We start from the raw sequence: 16,102 nt of genomic DNA, 5'->3' as shown, positions 1-16,102 counted from the left end.
ACCCCGCGGGACAATCTCCGGCTGCCCACCGCTTCCCGCTGCCGGACAACACACTCCGCGTGTAGGAGCGGAACCGGATGAACCTCCGTTGCGTCGAATCCCCGACAACGTAGCTACCGTTCCAGGTGGGTTCCGGGGGGAATCATGATGACAGAATCGGCGACGGCCAACGATGCCGGCGATAGTGTCGGTCGAATCTTCACAGCGATCTGGGGCGGTCAACTCCTGTCGCTGGCCGGATCGAGCGCCGCCTCGTTCGCCTTGGCCCTGGCCGTGTACTCAGCAACCAAGAGCGCGCTGGCCCTGGCATTGCTCACCGCCGCGGCGACGATGGGCACCATCTATCTCACGCCCTTGGCAGGCGCGGTCTCGGACCGTTATCCCCGGCGCCGGGTGTTGCTCCTGGCCAACCTCGCATCCGCGGGTATCGCCGGACTCTTGGCGGTCGTCGCTCCCTGGGAGTCGGACTCGCCGGCTCGCTTGGCCGCGATCGTCGCCCTGGTAGTCGTGCTGGGTGCACTCAACGCCGTCCTGTGGGTGACCATGGCCGCGACGGTCCGCTTGCTGCGTCCGGAGGCAAACCTGACCCGCGTCAACGGCATGACAGCCCTGATCGAGAGCGTCCCGACTGTCGTCGGCCCGATCCTGGGTGTGGTCGTGTACACCTTGGGTTCACCGGCAACGGTCTTCGTCGCCGACGCGGCGACCTTCCTCGTGCAGGCGATCGTGCTCTCGTCGGTCCGGTGGCACGACGAGCCCACCGTCGGACGCCGCGCCTTTCGCCCCTTTGCCGGGGCTCGCGCGGGGCTGGTATTCATCCTGCGAGACCCGGAGTTCAGGTATCTGCAGCTGTCGCTCGCCGGAATCAACTTCTGCAACGGCGCGGGGGTAGCCGTTGCGGTCGCCTTCATACTTTCCGCGTCGACACCGGCGGCCGCGTCGTGGAACCTTGCCCTGTACGCCACGGGCGGCGTCATCGGGCTCGCGCTGGGGTCGCTCGCAGTAGTGGCCGTCGGCTCGCGTTGGGATCGACGATGGCTGATCTGCGCCGCAATACTCCTCGGAGCGCTGGCGGGCCGCTTCGGACCGGTCCTGGCCGCGGTGCCGCTGCTCTGGATGCTGTGCGCGATCCTGCGCAATACGACAGCGCAACTGATGAACGCACCGCTGACCGCGATCTGGCAGGAGCGGATACCCCGCGAATCCCAGGCAACGGTATTCGGTGCCCGTCGACTGTTCGGCCAGGGCCTCTATCCGATAGCCGTCCTGCTCGGGGGTTTCCTCGCCGATCACGTCTTCACCGCCGAGGCCGGGTTCGGCAACGGCGACACCATCGTTCTGCTACTCACCGGCGCCGGCGAAATCGCGCTGGCGATCGGGTTATTGACAACCCCCGCTCTCCGAAAGCTCGCTGTGGCGCCCGAGCACAGGAGATACAGGCGTCGACCCGGGAATTACGCATAGGGGCCCCGCACCGGGGTTCGATCGCGCCGGAGCAGCGCCGGAGGCCGGAATCGACGCGCTGACCCGGCCCGGGCTTGTGCCGGGTTTCCGGGTCAGTGCGGGATCGAGTCGATGATCGCGCGCGCACCCTGCCGCAAGAGATCCGAACCCACGAAGAAGCCCAGGGCCTGCGGGTCTTCCGGGACACCCCAGTGATGCGAATCCAGCCACTGCGTACCGTCGAGGTCGAATACCTTGCCCCGCAACGAGAGCCGCCCGGTGGGTTCGATCACGCAAACCCCGGCGATCGGCGAATTGCAGTGCCCCTGCAGGGCATGCAGCATCGCCCGCTCGGCGTCGGCGACCCGGCGGGTTTCGGCATGGTCGAGACGGCCCGCCAGTTCCCGGACCTCATCGTCACCGGCACGGCACGCCAGTGTGAGCACACCCGCGCCGATCGGCGGGCACATGACCTCGATCGGCAGTATCTCGGTGATGCGGTCCTCGTGGCCGATCCGGTACATCCCGGAGACGGCGGCGATCAGCACATCGCAGTAGCCGTCCTCCAGCCGCTGCAGCCGGGTGTTCATATTCCCGCGCAGCGGCTTCATCACCAGCCCTGGATAGTGCAGCCGCAACTGCGCGGCCCGGCGCACCGAACTGGTCCCGACCACCGTCCCGGCCGGCTGTTCCGCGAGGGGCCGGCCGTCCTTGGTGATGATCGCGTCACGCACGTCGTCGCGCTCCGGGAATCCGGCGAACGCGATACCTTCCGGAATCGGGATATCGCCCGGAATATCCTTCAGGCAGTGCACGGCCAGATCGGCCTCGTCGTGCAGCAGAGCGTCGTCGATCTCCTTGACGAAAGCCCCCTTGCCACCGAGTTGCGCCAGGTCCCCCATCCAGCGGTCACCGGCAGAGGTCACCTTCACCAGTTCGGTGTCCACACCGAACCCGGCCAAACCAGCGGCGACCTGCTCGGCTTGGGCTACTGCCATAGGACTGGCCCGGGTCGCGACCCGGATAATGCGCGAGGCCATGGCGCGACTCTACCGCCGCCGGAAACCACGCCATCTGCCCGTCCGCATTCAGCGCACCGCGATATGAACTGGATCACTTATCATCCGGCTCCAGCCCGCCGCGCGAAATGGCCGACATATCGCGGGCACGTGTCACCGGCAACAGATTCATCCTCACGCCCATACGGCTGAGCAAATCACGGGCCCAGGTAATAGTGCAGGAACGCTTTTCGGCCATCGGGCGTCGTCCAATCCCCGGGGCCGCTGTGAACTCGCCTCCAGCCCGCCCGCTCATACAGCGAAATCGCGGCAACCCCGCCGTCTTCCACATCGAGCACCGCGCGTCGGCCGCGCTGCTCGGCAATCTCCACCGCCGCATCGAGCAGACGGCGACCGACACCGTGCCGACGCCTGGACGGCACGACGAACAGGCGGGTTACCGAAATCGACGCGATGTTGCCGATAGCGGCGTAAACCGGCTCCGGAAGCGTGCTTTCACGGATACCGACCTGGCCGACCACAGCACGGTCAGCCTCGGCGATCCGCGCATCGACCAGCTTCGCGGGGGTCAACCAGCGAGCGGGATCCTCAGGCCAGACCGCCGGATAAGCATCGGCTTCGTACACTTCGTGAAGTGCCGCCACGCACGACGGTAGATCCTCGACGGTCCTGGGCCGGATAGTGATCACGGGAACTCGCACGAATCCGATCATCTCCGAGCCGCGACGCTACCCCGCTGGCTCGGTGACCTTCCGGGAACGAAGCTCATGTCCCTTCGAGGTCTTACAGCGACCTGATGTCAGGTCCCACTGCCAGCCGTGGAGGTTACAGGTCAGAGTGTTACCTTCCACCACACCGAATTTCGACAGGTCCGCCTTCAGGTGCGGGCAGCGGCGCTGGATCTCCCAGCCGGCTACCTCCACCGAGGCGCTGTCGTCGTGCGCTTCGGAGAACCAGCCGTCGGCGTAGGCGATGCGTTCGTCGGTGAGACATTTGAAGAACGTGTACAGGTACTCGTTGTAGCCGCCGATACGCCACGCCTGGAAACGGGTGGACAGGAAAATGGTGTTCACCCAGTCCGGTTCTTGATCGCGCAGGACCGTGCGGACGAGTTCGGGGGCGATCCGGAAGCCGTAGCGGTATTTGCCCTCGCCCTCACGGGGGGCACGGACCTGGCGGGCCGGGAAGTCCAGGACCACGGTCTCGTCGCCCATGACCAGGCCGACCGGGTAGCCGATCCCGTCGCAGATCAGATCGCTCTGCGCCATGATCGGTTCGAACAGGTCGCGCAGCGGTGCAAGCAGTGGTTCCCCTTCGGGCTGCGCCCAGGTCTTCTTCTCGGCGACCAGCACCGGCGCCAGCCGCTGGGCCATCTTCTCGACGTAGGCGGCCTTATCGCTCCAGATGGTGGCCGGGTCGTAGGGATGGTTGAGTTCCAGCTCGGTGCCGTGCACCTGGACCGTCGACCCGGGCACCATCAGCAACCCGCGATCGTGGCCGTGCTCACGCATCTGCTCCAGGAACACCATCTGGTCGGGGAAGATATTTCCCTCGTCGCCGCGATCGTCGTTGAGATAGCGCAGTTCGTCGTCGAGGAAAACCGGCGGACCGGCCGAGGGAACCACCCAGGTGGCCCCCACCTGCTCGATATAGCTGCGGGCCCGATCCATTCCGCGTTGCCGCTTCTGTTTCCCGAAATTCGATTTCGTCCGGGCCGGGATGTCGTACACCATCGGATACCAGATGGCGCCGGAGTACTGCAGCAGGTGAATATCGATCTTGCCGAACGCGTCGTGCAGCACATCCATATCGACCGGCCGCGCGTCGTTCATATTGAAACAGGTGGTTTCCCGGTCGGAGACGATGAGCCCGGAATCACCGATCGGGCCGTCCGCGGGCGCACGCAGCGCAACGATCATGATGTCCAGTTCGGCGGTGGGATCGCCGCCGCCGGCGCCCATGGCGCCGGTGACCGTGTGCTTGACCGAATCCTCGGTTTCGAAGAATTTGTGGAAGCCGAGTTTCTCCAGTTCACGGCGCAAGTCCGGGACCGGGTAGTCGGGCAGCAGGACGGTGGCATCCTTGTTGACGTACTCCCGCAGATGTGCAGCGTCGAAATGGTCGCGATGCAAATGGGAAACGTAGAGGAAATCGCAGTTCCCGAGTTCCTCCCAATCGAGCTGGGTGTTGTCCGGGAAGGGAAACCAGGAACCGAAGTACGCGGGGTTCACCCAGGGATCGCATAGGATCGTCCCGGCCGCGGTCCGGATATGGAATCCCGCATGTCCGACGCTGGTGATCTGCACGTGCTCGCTCCTCTTGACCGATTGCAGGCTTCCAGGGTAGTGGCTCAGGCCGAGATTTCACCGATGCAGTAGCCGTTGTCACCCTCCGCGAGCACGAATGTCCGATTCTGCGTGGTGCCGGACGCGTTCGTCACGGGCACCCCCACGGACATATATCCGGGGGTCAGCTGCTGGGAACTGATCTGCTGGTCGGTGAAATCGATGGTCCCGGTGAGCGTGCCGGGATTGCTCGCCAGCGGCGCGGGTACGGGCGTGCCGCTGCCCTGCGGATCCCAGGTGGCCGGATTCGCCGCGCAGACCAACGGATATTCGGCTTCCTGATCACCGGGGTGCAGCGGGCGGCCGACGAATCGGGCGAGGTAGCGGCGCACGATGTGGCGGGCGTCGGCGGCGTCGTAGGCCGGTTCGACAGTGGCGGGGAACACCCTGCCGCAGGCGTACCCGGAGGCCACCCGATCCCGATCAGCGGTGACAGTGGTCACTCCGTCGGTCCAGGTGAGGGTTCCGTCGGCCGCGGTCCCCGGCTGGGCCAGGGCGCTGAGCACCGCGGCGGGGTCGGCGTACATGGTCTGGGTGGTCAGCGGCGGGATGGTCCAGCACGCCTCCTGGAGAACCATCGGGTCACCGGCTCGCAGATCGGCGGCGAACCGTTGCAGCGCGGGCGCGGCCTCCGGGACACCGGGCACCTCGCCGACGGGCGGGGCGTCCGCGGGGATCGGCGGCAGCGCGGGCTCAGGGGGGTGTACGGCTGTGGCGATGTAGGTCGGGGCCACGGTGTTATCGGCCTCGGCGGGAGCGGAAGCCGGATCGTCGACCGGTATACCGGAAACCGAATCGCATCCGGTGGCGAGCAGCAGTCCGGCCGCCGCCAGCCCTACCGCCACAGCGCGGCCCCGGCCGCGGCGCGGGCGCCGCATGGTCACCCCACCGACCTCACATCCGTGATGCGGTGCGGTCGCGGCGCGACCGGTGCGGCGCGACGGTTCGGGGCGGGCACGTTCCACTTCGACGATCACCTTTCCTGCGGTACATACCGGTTCGAACGGGGGCTGCGCGGCCTGGTTCCGCGGGCCGGGCGCTGCCGGTCATCATGGCAGCGACTACGCTAGCGGACTTGTGGATCCCGTCTACCGGACTGTCATCGGGCTGGCCCGGACCGTCTTCTTCCTCGAGGGCCTGAAATTCACCGTCACCGGCGACGAGAACATTCCCGCCACCGGCGGCGCGGTTCTCGCGGTCAATCACACCGGGTACATGGACTTCACCTATGCGGGGCTGCCGGTGCGCACCCCCAAGCGCTACATCCGGTTCATGGCCAAGCACGAGGTTTTCGAGAGCAAGATCTCCGGTCCGATCATGCGGGCCCTCAAACATATTCCGGTCGACCGCACCGCCGGAGCCGACTCCTACAAGGCAGCGGTGGACTACCTGCGCCGCGGCGAACTCGTCGGCGTCTATCCGGAAGCCACCATCAGCCGCAGTTTCGAGATCAAGGAGCTGAAATCGGGCGCGGCCCGCATGGCCCTCGAGGCCGAGGTGCCGATCATCCCGATCGTGATCTGGGGCGCTCAGCGCGTGTGGACCAAGGGGCATCCGAAACGCCTCGGCCGCACCAATACCCCGATCTCCATCGCCGTCGGCGAACCGATCCGGCCCTACGAACCCGCGGCCGAACTCACCGCCGAACTGAAAGCGACCATGCAGCGGCTGCTGCACGGGCTGCAGGAGAACTACGTCCACGAACCCGGCGCCTACTGGGTTCCGGCGCGGCTGGGCGGCGGGGCCCCTACTCTGGAAGAAGCCGACGCGATGGATGCCGCCGAGGCCACGGAACGTGCCGCCCGCAAACGGGCCGCCCAGGACGGGGCCGGCGGGTAGGCGCCACCGCACGGTACGGGGCGCGGAGGTATCCGCGGGTAGTGAGCAGGAGTCGCGATGACGCGGGAGCCGGTTTTCGATATTCTCGCCGGGCTGGTCCACACGGTGTTCTTCGCCCAGGGTCTACGGGTGGATATTCGCGGCCAGGAACATATCCCGCGCACCGGAGGCGCCGTCCTCGCGGTGAACCACACGTCCTACCTGGATTTCATGGAAGTCGGGCTCGTGGGCCGGCGGTCGGGCCGCAATGTGCGGTACATGATGAAGGCCGAACTGGAGCACGGGATCGTCGGTCTCCTGATGAAGCACTGCAAGGCGATCGGCGTGGACCGGACCGCGGGCGCGCAATCGTTCGACCGAGCGGTGCAGGCGCTGCGCGACGGGGAACTGGTCGTGGTCTACCCGGAGGCGACCATCAGCCGCAGCTTCGAACTGAAGGAATTCAAATCGGGTGCGGCACGAATGGCGCTGGAATCGGACCGGCCCATTATTCCGCTGACCATCTGGGGTGCACAGCGGATCTGGACCAAGGGTGTCCCCCGGCAGCTCGGCCGCCACAATTTCCCGATCCATATCCGCATCGGTGAACTGCTGGTCGCCGAAGGCGCGGCCGACGAGATCACCACGAAGCTGCGCGCCCGGATGAGTGATCTGCTCACCGCCGCACAAGAGGGTTATCCGATGCCCGCCGGCGCGCCGTGGGTGCCGGCTCGATTGGGTGGCAGTGCCCCGACTCTCGAACAGGCCGCTGTGCTGGAAGCCGAGGAGTACGCCCGGCGCCGGACCCCGCGCCCATAGGGAACCACCCTGGCTTCTCAGTGCCGCACCCGAGGGATCAGGGGCCGGGCTGTCTGCGTGCTGCCGGTGAGATAACCCCGCGTTCGGGAGGATGCGCTCGGCCTGCCGACGACTCGTACGCACCGGCTCGTCACCGTGCCGCCGATTCGGTGTCAGCCGGATCCGGCGAGTGCCGGGCGCACGTCACAGACGTGTCGATTCCGCATTCCCGCCGCGGCCGGAGAATCGGTGCCTGTGGCGACCCGTCGCCCGCACCCGCGCCGAGCTCACCGGCGGGGTTTCCGTAGCGCCTGATCGCCGGGGCGCCGTCCGGCAACGATCCACATCCATCCACAACCGTAATTTCTGCACCTCGCCGGGCTCCGGTCTCCGTGCCGGCGGCTCGGCTCGCCGCCGATATTCACAATCTTCGTTCCGTTGCGGCCGCTCTGCCTCCCCTGTTGACAAAATACCCTAGGGGGGTACCGTAATGATCGAGGGTGGCGCGGACGCCACCGATCGATGGATGGAGCAATCGATGAATACGCCGACGAAGTTCGCCGGGTTCGGACTCGGGCTGGTCGCACTGTTCGGAATCGCGCTGGGTGCCGGTGCACTGGCCGGCTCACCGGAGAGTGAGCCCGAGACGCACGACACCGCTCCCGAGCCCGCTGCACAGTCCGGACCCGGCGGCCTGACCGACAGCGCCGGCGGATACACGCTGGTGCTGGAAGACCCCATCGCGGACAGCCGGCGCGACGCCACTCTGCGATTCCGGATCGAGAACGGTTCGGGACAGCCGGTCACGCGGTACACCGCGAACCACGAGAAAGACCTCCATCTGATCGTGGTCCGCCGCGATACCACCGCGTACCAGCACCTGCACCCGGCCCTCGGCACGGACGGCACCTGGAGCACACCGGTGAACCTCGACCGCGCCGGCGACTACCGCGTCTTCGCGGACTTCGTCACCGCCGACGGACAGCCATTCACCCTGGGCACCGAGCTGCGAGTCGCGGGCCGGTACGCACCCCAGCCGCTGCCGGCCCCCGCCACCACCGCGACCGTGGGCGAGTACACGGTCGAGTTGGGTGGAACCCTCACCGCAGGTCAGTCGGCCGACCTCACCCCGACCGTGTCCCGCGGCGGGACACCGGTCACCGATCTGCAGCCCTACCTGGGGGCGTACGGTCATCTCGTGGCCCTGCGTGCCGCCGACCTCGGCTATCTCCACGTACACCCGGCCGGCCATCCCGGCGACGGAACCACCCCGGCCGGCCCGGGCGTGACCTTCGCCGTCACAGCCCCCGGCGCCGGGGACTACCGGCTGTACTTCGAATTCCGGCACGCGGGAGCGGTGCACCGGGCGGAGTTCACCGTGCCGGTAGCGCCCGCCGGCGCCGGGGCGGACAGCCCGCAGCCGGCCCCTGCACCCACCGAACCCGGCCACGGCCACTGATACCGGGCCGAGGGAGCGAAACCATGACCACACAGACACCCCGCGAAGCCGTCCCCACCACGCCGACCGAGCAGATCGAACTGGCGATCGGCGGCATGACCTGCGCCTCCTGCGCCAACCGCATCGAGAAGAAACTCAACCGGCTCGACGGTGTGACCGCGACGGTCAACTACGCGACCGAGAAGGCCCGCGTCCACTATCCGGAGACCCTCACACCCGCGGATCTGGTCGCCGTGGTCGAACAGACCGGGTACACCGCCGCGGTACCGCAGCCGCCGGCCGAGCAGCAGGCCGCGCCCGAACCCACCGACCCCACCGACTCCCTGCGCACCCGGCTGCTGATCTCGCTGGTGCTGACCGTCCCGGTGATCGCCATGGCGATGATTCCGGCACTGCAGTTCACCAACTGGCAGTGGCTGTCGCTCACTCTCGCCGCACCGGTCGTGGTGTGGGGTGCCTGGCCGTTCCACCGGGCCGCCTGGACGAATCTGCGGCATGCCACGGCGACCATGGACACGCTGGTCTCGCTGGGCACCCTGGCCGCCTTCGGCTGGTCGCTGTACGCGCTGTTCTGGGGTACCGCGGGCGCGCCCGGTATGACGCATCCGTTCGAGTTCACCATCGCCCGCATGGACGGCACCGGCAGTATCTATCTGGAGGCAGCGGCCGGGGTCACCACCTTCATCCTGGCCGGCCGGTACTTCGAGGCCCGGTCCAAGCGGCGGGCCGGTGCCGCGCTGCGGGCCTTACTGGAGCTCGGCGCGAAAGAGGTCTCGGTGCTGCGCGGCACCGAGGGCAGCTGGACCGAACAGCGAATACCCGTAGAGCAACTGTCCGCTGGCGATCGTTTCGTGGTGCGGCCGGGCGAGAAGATCGCCACCGACGGGGTGATCGTGGACGGCTCCACCGCGGTGGATCTCTCCATGCTGACCGGCGAATCCGTACCAGTGGAGGTCGGCCCGGACGATACGGTCGCCGGTGCCACCGTGAACGTGGGCGGCCGGATCACCGTGCGCGCCACCCGGGTCGGCGCGGATACGCAACTCGCGCAGATGGCCCGGATGGTGGAGGACGCGCAGTCCGGGAAGGCGCAGGCGCAGCGGCTGGCCGACCGGATCTCGGGCGTTTTCGTGCCGATCGTGATCGCGCTCGCCGTGGCCACCCTCGGATTCTGGCTCGGCACCGGCGGATCGGTGGCGGCGGCGTTCACCGCAGCCGTGGCGGTGCTGATCATCGCCTGCCCCTGCGCACTGGGCCTGGCAACACCCACCGCGCTCATGGTCGGCACCGGACGCGGCGCCCAGCTCGGCATCCTGATCAAGGGTCCCGAGGTACTGGAATCGACGCGGCAGGTGGACACCGTGGTGCTCGACAAGACCGGCACCGTGACCACCGGAAAAATGGCACTGCTCGATGTGGTGGCCGCGGCCGGAGAGGACGTCGACGAGGTGCTCCGGCTGGCCGGTTCGCTCGAGGATTCCTCCGAACACCCGATCGCGAAAGCCATCGCCGAGGGCGCTCGCGACCGGACCGGCACCTTGCTACCGGTCGAGAGCTTCCGCAACAACGCCGGGCTGGGTGTGGAAGGTGTCGTCGACGGGCACGCGGTGATCGTCGGCCGCATCGGGCTTCTCGCCGACTACGCGCTCCATCCGGACACCGCCCTGCTCGAGGCCATGCGGGCGGCGGAAGCCGAGGGCAGGACGGCGGTGGCGGTCGGCTGGGACGGCGCGGCCCGCGGCGTGCTCGTCGTCGCCGACACGGTGAAACCCACCTCCGCCGAGGCTGTTTCCCGGCTCCGGGCCCTGGGCCTCACCCCGATCATGCTTACCGGTGACAACGCCACCGCCGCGGATGCCATTGCCCGGCAGGTCGGGATCGACGAGGTGATCGCCGAGGTGCTGCCGCAGGACAAGGTCGCGGTGATCGAACGGCTGCAGACAGAAGGCAGAACCGTCGCGATGGTCGGCGACGGGGTGAACGACGCGGCGGCCCTCGCCCGCGCCGATCTGGGCCTGGCCATCGGCACCGGCACCGATATCGCCATCGAGGCTGCCGATCTGACCCTGGTCCGGGGTGATCTGACCGCCGCCCCCGACGCCATCCGGCTGGCCCGCCGCACCCTCGGCACCATCAAGGGCAACCTGTTCTGGGCGTTCGGGTACAACGTGGCGATGATCCCGCTGGCGATGGCCGGGCTGCTCAACCCGATGCTGGCAGGAGCCGCGATGGCGTTCTCCTCGGTCTTCGTGGTCAGCAACAGCCTGCGCCTGCGCAAGTTCCGCCCCACCCACTGACCCGGAGACGGGCTGGAGGTACCCCCGCCGCACCTCCAGCCCGTCCGGGTTCCCAGGGTGACCCGGCGACTACGAGGTTCCGAACCTGCCGGCGCAGATGCTCGACATTGTGTGCGCAGACCATCGCCGCAAGCTTCGTTTCCAACGCAACACCCATGCCTGGGCCCGGGGCGACGCTGTGGCGGTTTTGCCGGGACCTTCGGCCCGGATCGCGGTCTCCTCACGAGTCAGCGTGGGCTTCGAGACGTCCGGCCGGTTTCGTCGCGATCACGACGGCCGCGAGTGTGAGGGCGCAGCCGAGCACCTTCACCGGCGACAGTTCCGGCCCGGCCGGCAGCGCCCAGTCGAGAAGCACCGATGTCGTGAGCTGCCCGGCCACCGTGCTGAGGCCCATCAGTAATACCCCGATCCAGCGCACCACCAGTACCCCGGCCGCGATGAACAGAACCCCGATCGCGCCGCCCAGGTAGAGCCAGGGCTCGCTCGGGAACGCGGCAGGTGGACCGACCCGGACCAGCACCAGCGCTTCGACGGCCAGCAGCCCCAGCAGGCCGGCACCGAAGTTGATCACTGTGGCGGCGAACGGGGTCCCGGACGTGCCGATCCGTCCGTTCCACGCCTGCTGCCAGGCCAGCCCGATCCCCGCCGCCACGGGCAGGAACAGCAGAACCGGCCCGGCGGCACCGGTGAGCCAGGCCGCCGTGACCGGCGCACCCGACTCCGATCCGGCGGATCCGGCCAGCAGCACGGCACCCACCGCGAGCGCTGCGCCACCGAGCCGGGCCAGGGTGACCGGAGTGCGGCCGTGCGGACCGATCCCCAGCCGGTCCACGACCAAGCTGCTCAGCAGCTGCCCGGATACCGCGCCGACGGTGAAGGCGGTGACGCCCACCGCGGCCACGGTCAGCGACTGACTCGCCACGAACAGCGCCCCGCAGAAACCGCCGAGCAACTGCCAGGGCCGCAATTCGCCCGCGGCCAGCGCCGCACGCACATCGCGCAGTCCTGCCCGCAGCCGGGAACTCAGCACGACCACGATCAGCAGCAGCAGGAACCCACTGCCGAAGCTCACCACCGCCGCGGCGATACCGTCCTCCAGCCGCGCACCCAGTTCCCCGTTGATCCGCCCCTGTACAGCGACTCCGGCCCCGATCAGCAGTCCCAGCCCGAGACCCCACCGCCGCAACACCATGTCCCGAACCCTACCGATGGCGGGTCATGCGGCCGGGCTGCCGACGACTGTCCAGCGGGCGGGTATTCGGCAGGCCCACGCTTTCTCCACCCCGATGATTCTCCCGCGCGTAGCGGCTCGGCCGCCTGTCGAAGGACGAACTCGAAAATCGATCACGCCGGCAGTGAATCGCGGCTCGATATCCCCGCGTGACGGGTCCGGGCCCGGCTGTTCGATTCCCGCCGACACCGTTTCCCCTTGCGCTTGCCGTTTGCTCCCGAGAGTCGATCAGGATCCCGGGTCGTGATCAGCAGTTGATCGACCATCGTTCGCCTTCGGTTCCTTGATACCGCCGCCGGTGCCGGGCGCACGCGGCCGGGGTGGTAACCAGGCCGGCGTCAAGAGGGCGATCACGGCGAGCGAGATACCCAGTAGGGCGAGAGTCGACGATATCGACAACCACGCCGTCATCAGGGCGACGAACCCGAAAACCGCCAGCGACACCACTTCCTCACCGAGCCCGGTCACCGAGAGCACGGTGGCCCGCGCCGGACCGGTGATGGCGTCCTGTAAACGGGCTTCGGCGATGATTCCGGCGTTGTAGACGATGCCGTAGGCAGCGGCGAGTGCCGCAAAGCCCAGGCCGGTGAAAACATAGACTGCGCCCGGCCAGCGCAGCGCCAGACCGGAGATCAGCGCCCCTGCACCGAACAGCACAGCCGCGGCCCCCACCGCCAGGGCCATCGTGCGGGCGCTCATGTCTTCCGTCCGGCCTGCCAGCAGCGAACCGAGCAGGGAACCGATGACCGTCACGGCCACCAGAACGGGCACCACCTCGGTCGCGGCCCCGGCCTCACCGGCGAGCAGCCCGAAATATTCGTCGAATGCGGTGATTCCGTACAGCAGCGCACCGAGCACGACCCCGTACCGGACCATGCGCACCCGTACCGCTTCGCTGACACCGGTACGCAGCATGCGCAGGTACCGCCGGATCGAGCCCGAGCCGCTCGTTGCGGGGTCGGCGGTCGCGGGGCGCGGGCGCGGCGTGAGCCCCGCCGGACCGGCCGCATCCAGGCCCGGTTCCGTGCCCTCGGAGTCCTCGAGTTCAGCGACCTCGGCCGCGGATGCCGACCTCGGCGCCGCGGGCAGGCTCCGGGCCAGGGCGGTGTGCAGGACCGCACATCCGACACTGGCCCAGCCGACCAAAGCAAAGCCGCCCAGCAGATACAGCGGGGTCGCGGCGAGTATCGCGATCACGGCGCTCAACTCACTCGCCGACCGGGTATAACCGATTATCCGTGCGTATGCACGAGATTCACTCCGGGCGGTGAGTTCGTCGTAAAGCAGGGCCTCGAAGGTCCCCGAGCGGAGCGCACTCGCCATACCCCACAGCACGAATCCGAGCGCGAATCCAAGGTAAGAGGGTACGACCGTCCACAACAGGAACCCCGTGGCCAGCAGGATGCCGTTGAGGATCAGCAGACCTCGCCGCGACACGGTATCGGCCCACGCACCCGAGGGGATCTCGAAGACGAAGGCAGTGGCCGACCAGAGTGCGAGCAGGAGCGATATCTGCGCCGGACCGAAACCGTGGTCGGCGAAGAGCAGCGCGTAGAGCGCGTAATACGGGACCAGATCGCCGGTCGCCGCGAACAGCGTCGCACGCAGTGTCAGCGCACGTAGCCCGGCCCTCGGCCCGGAGTTCACCTGTCGGCGTCAACAGTGGTAGATGACCATACGCATAGCGATCAGCATCCGCGCCGCGCGTGTCCTGGTCAAGACTTTTTCCGTGGCACCGGCTACGTGTTGTCCCCACGCCGCGGCGCCGATCGATTCCCCGCCCCGGCCGACCGACCCAGCGCACCTCGACCGCACGGCCCCGCCCCCGGGAGAACCGGCAACGCCCGACGGGGGCGGTGCACAGCCGTCAGAGCGGTATCCAGCCGTTCGCCGACTCGTTGGTCTCGCCCAGCGCACGCGTGCCGCCGACGCCGAGGCCCCGGTTCATATCGCTGATGAGATCCGCCACCGGATGCGAGTGGCTGTAGTGATAGCCCTGGGCCAGCGCGAAACCCAGCTCGGTCAGTACCGCGGCCTGATGTTCGGTTTCCACGCCTTCCGCGATGACCTGGAGATCCAGCGATTTGCTCAGAGCCGCGATCACCCCGAGCAGCGGCGGGGCCGGCGAATCGGACCGGATGGCGGCCACGAACGATTGGTCGACCTTGATGATGTCGCTGGGCAGGGTGGCCAACCGGCTGAGCGAGGAGTAGCCGGTACCGAAATCGTCGATCGCGATCCGGACACCGCGGTCGCGCAGCACGTGCAGGTTCGCGATGGCCGTATCCGATTCGGCGGCCAGTTCGGTTTCGGTCACTTCGAGCACCAGCTGCCCGGCGGGCCAGCCGGTGCTCTCCAGAATTCCGGCGACCTTGTCCGCATAGCCCGTTTCGGCCAATTCCAGCCCGCTGACGTTCACGTTCAGGGTGAGTTCCAGCGCGGCGAAGGTGTCCTGGAGCTGGGCGGCGTCGGCGCAGGCCCGGCGCAGGACCAGTTCGTCCAGGTCGGCGATGAGGTCGTATTCCTCGGCGACCCGGATCAGCCCCTCGGTGGTCACATCCGGTTGCGCGCTCGACGACCAGCGCAGCAGCGCCTCCACCCCGACCGCTTTCTCGCCGCCGTCACTGAGGCTGACGATCGGCTGATAGTGCACATCCAGGCTGCCGTTGTCGATGGCTTCGCGTAGTTCCACCGCCAGCGGGGTGCGGTGTCCCGATTCCAGGACCGTCCGGTTGCGACCTGCCTGCTTGGCCCGGTAGAGACCCACATCGGCACGGCTCACCAGCAGCGACGCCGATTCACCCGGCTGCCAGGAGGTCACCCCGGCCGAACATCCCGTGGTGACCGCGGCGCGGAGCTGTTCGGTGAGCAGGATGGCCGCCTGTTCGGTGCTTCCGGGCAGCAGCGCGGCGAAGACATCGCCGCCGTAGCGGGCCAGCCGCTGTCCGGGGCCGAGCAGTCCGGCCCAGGTATCGGCGACTTTCTGCAGTACCGCGTCACCGGCCCGGTGCCCGAGGTGATCGTTGACCTTCTGGAAGCGATCCAGGTCGACGAGGACCAGCGCCAGCGGTTGCCCGGAACGGGCGGCCTGCTCGATCCGGGCATTGAGCGCACGGTCGAAGCCGCGCCGGTTCAGCAGACCGGTCAGCGTATCGATATCGGCTTCCGACGCCATCCGGGTGAGAATCCCGACCACCACGCCGACCCCGAAGGTGATCCCCGCCGGGATCAGGCCGGACCACCACGGCAACCCGGCACGGCTCGGCAGCACCCACAGGCACAACGCCATACACAGCGCGATATGCGCGGCGGCCTGCGACCAGGCGAAGAACAGTGCGGCGTCGCAGGCGACGAACACGTAGAACGAGGCCAGTGTGATCGCCGCGACCGTATTGGGGAACGAATGCACGGCGATCGTCACCAGGATCGTCGCCACCACGACGTAACCATGATGCAGCCAGTGCGGCATGCGCGGACCCCAGCCGAGCAGGCTTATCCCCAGCAACAACGCAACCGCCGCGGCCGACCCGACCAGTTCGCGGTTGCCCTCGTCGCCCGGATACAGCACCTGGGTGGGCGCGATGGCGGTCACCAGAAGACCCAGCACACCGCCCATGACGTAGAACGCCCCGGTGGTCCGGGACATGACCATGGCCGTCGCCACACCTGACGCGGCTCGTACCCGCGTCCGG

General features: G+C 68.0%; 12 protein-coding genes. 5 read left to right on the top strand and 7 right to left on the bottom strand.

Translation table 11 applies throughout. The features are described 5' to 3' along the window. Nucleotides 1–147: 147 nt before the first annotated feature. A complete protein-coding gene (locus ACIA75_RS04020; protein WP_397099664.1) occupies nt 148–1,464 on the top strand; it encodes an MFS transporter in 1,317 nt (438 codons plus the stop codon). A 92-nt stretch (nt 1,465–1,556) separates the two neighbouring features. Here ACIA75_RS04020 and hemC read toward each other — a convergent pair whose 3' ends face one another. From hemC to ACIA75_RS04000, 4 genes are all read right to left on the bottom strand, one after another. Next, the gene (hemC, locus tag ACIA75_RS04015; protein ID WP_397099661.1) at nt 1,557–2,483 is read right to left on the bottom strand and encodes a hydroxymethylbilane synthase; all 927 of its coding nucleotides are present in this window, start codon (nt 2,481–2,483) and stop codon (nt 1,557–1,559) included. A 176-nt stretch (nt 2,484–2,659) separates the two neighbouring features. Next, nucleotides 2,660–3,175 (bottom strand): GNAT family N-acetyltransferase, encoded by a 516-nt coding sequence (locus tag ACIA75_RS04010; protein WP_397099659.1) that lies wholly within the window; start codon nt 3,173–3,175, stop codon nt 2,660–2,662. A gap of 15 nt (nt 3,176–3,190) precedes the next feature. Continuing rightward, nucleotides 3,191–4,768: a Rieske 2Fe-2S domain-containing protein gene (locus tag ACIA75_RS04005; RefSeq protein WP_397099656.1), complete on the bottom strand. Its 1,578-nt coding sequence runs from the start codon at nt 4,766–4,768 to the stop codon at nt 3,191–3,193. Nucleotides 4,769–4,812: 44 nt separating this feature from the next. Next, the gene (locus ACIA75_RS04000; protein WP_397099654.1) at nt 4,813–5,784 is read right to left on the bottom strand and encodes a hypothetical protein; all 972 of its coding nucleotides are present in this window, start codon (nt 5,782–5,784) and stop codon (nt 4,813–4,815) included. 100 nt (nt 5,785–5,884) lie between these two features. Between ACIA75_RS04000 and ACIA75_RS03995 the strand changes: the two genes are divergently transcribed. The 4 genes from ACIA75_RS03995 to ACIA75_RS03980 all read left to right on the top strand — a co-directional run bounded on the left by ACIA75_RS03995 (nt 5,885) and on the right by ACIA75_RS03980 (nt 11,179). Beyond that, complete coding sequence (locus ACIA75_RS03995) at nt 5,885–6,646, top strand: lysophospholipid acyltransferase family protein (protein ID WP_397099652.1); 762 nt, start codon at nt 5,885–5,887, stop codon at nt 6,644–6,646. A gap of 57 nt (nt 6,647–6,703) precedes the next feature. Further along, complete coding sequence (locus ACIA75_RS03990; RefSeq protein WP_397099650.1) at nt 6,704–7,444, top strand: lysophospholipid acyltransferase family protein; 741 nt, start codon at nt 6,704–6,706, stop codon at nt 7,442–7,444. A 517-nt stretch (nt 7,445–7,961) separates the two neighbouring features. After that, nucleotides 7,962–8,882 (top strand): hypothetical protein, encoded by a 921-nt coding sequence (locus ACIA75_RS03985; RefSeq protein ID WP_397099648.1) that lies wholly within the window; start codon nt 7,962–7,964, stop codon nt 8,880–8,882. A gap of 23 nt (nt 8,883–8,905) precedes the next feature. Next, nucleotides 8,906–11,179 (top strand): heavy metal translocating P-type ATPase, encoded by a 2,274-nt coding sequence (locus ACIA75_RS03980; RefSeq protein WP_397099646.1) that lies wholly within the window; start codon nt 8,906–8,908, stop codon nt 11,177–11,179. A 220-nt stretch (nt 11,180–11,399) separates the two neighbouring features. On the opposite strand, the gene ACIA75_RS03975 is transcribed toward ACIA75_RS03980, so the two are convergent. The 3 genes from ACIA75_RS03975 to ACIA75_RS03965 form a co-directional block, all read right to left on the bottom strand. Beyond that, nucleotides 11,400–12,371 carry a DMT family transporter gene (locus tag ACIA75_RS03975; RefSeq protein ID WP_397099644.1) on the bottom strand — a complete coding sequence of 324 codons (972 nt, stop codon included), beginning with the start codon at nt 12,369–12,371 and terminating at the stop codon, nt 11,400–11,402. A 267-nt stretch (nt 12,372–12,638) separates the two neighbouring features. Further along, nucleotides 12,639–14,057: an MFS transporter gene (locus tag ACIA75_RS03970; RefSeq protein WP_397099642.1), complete on the bottom strand. Its 1,419-nt coding sequence runs from the start codon at nt 14,055–14,057 to the stop codon at nt 12,639–12,641. A gap of 220 nt (nt 14,058–14,277) precedes the next feature. After that, nucleotides 14,278–16,062 (bottom strand): putative bifunctional diguanylate cyclase/phosphodiesterase, encoded by a 1,785-nt coding sequence (locus ACIA75_RS03965; protein WP_397099640.1) that lies wholly within the window; start codon nt 16,060–16,062, stop codon nt 14,278–14,280. Nucleotides 16,063–16,102: the final 40 nt, after the last annotated feature.

It is taken from the genome of Nocardia sp. NPDC051750 (assembly GCF_044453135.1).
Classification (GTDB): Bacteria; Actinomycetota; Actinomycetes; order Mycobacteriales; family Mycobacteriaceae; genus Nocardia.
The sequence above is the reverse complement of the archived record's forward strand: the minus strand, read 5'-3'. Positions and strand labels throughout refer to the sequence as shown.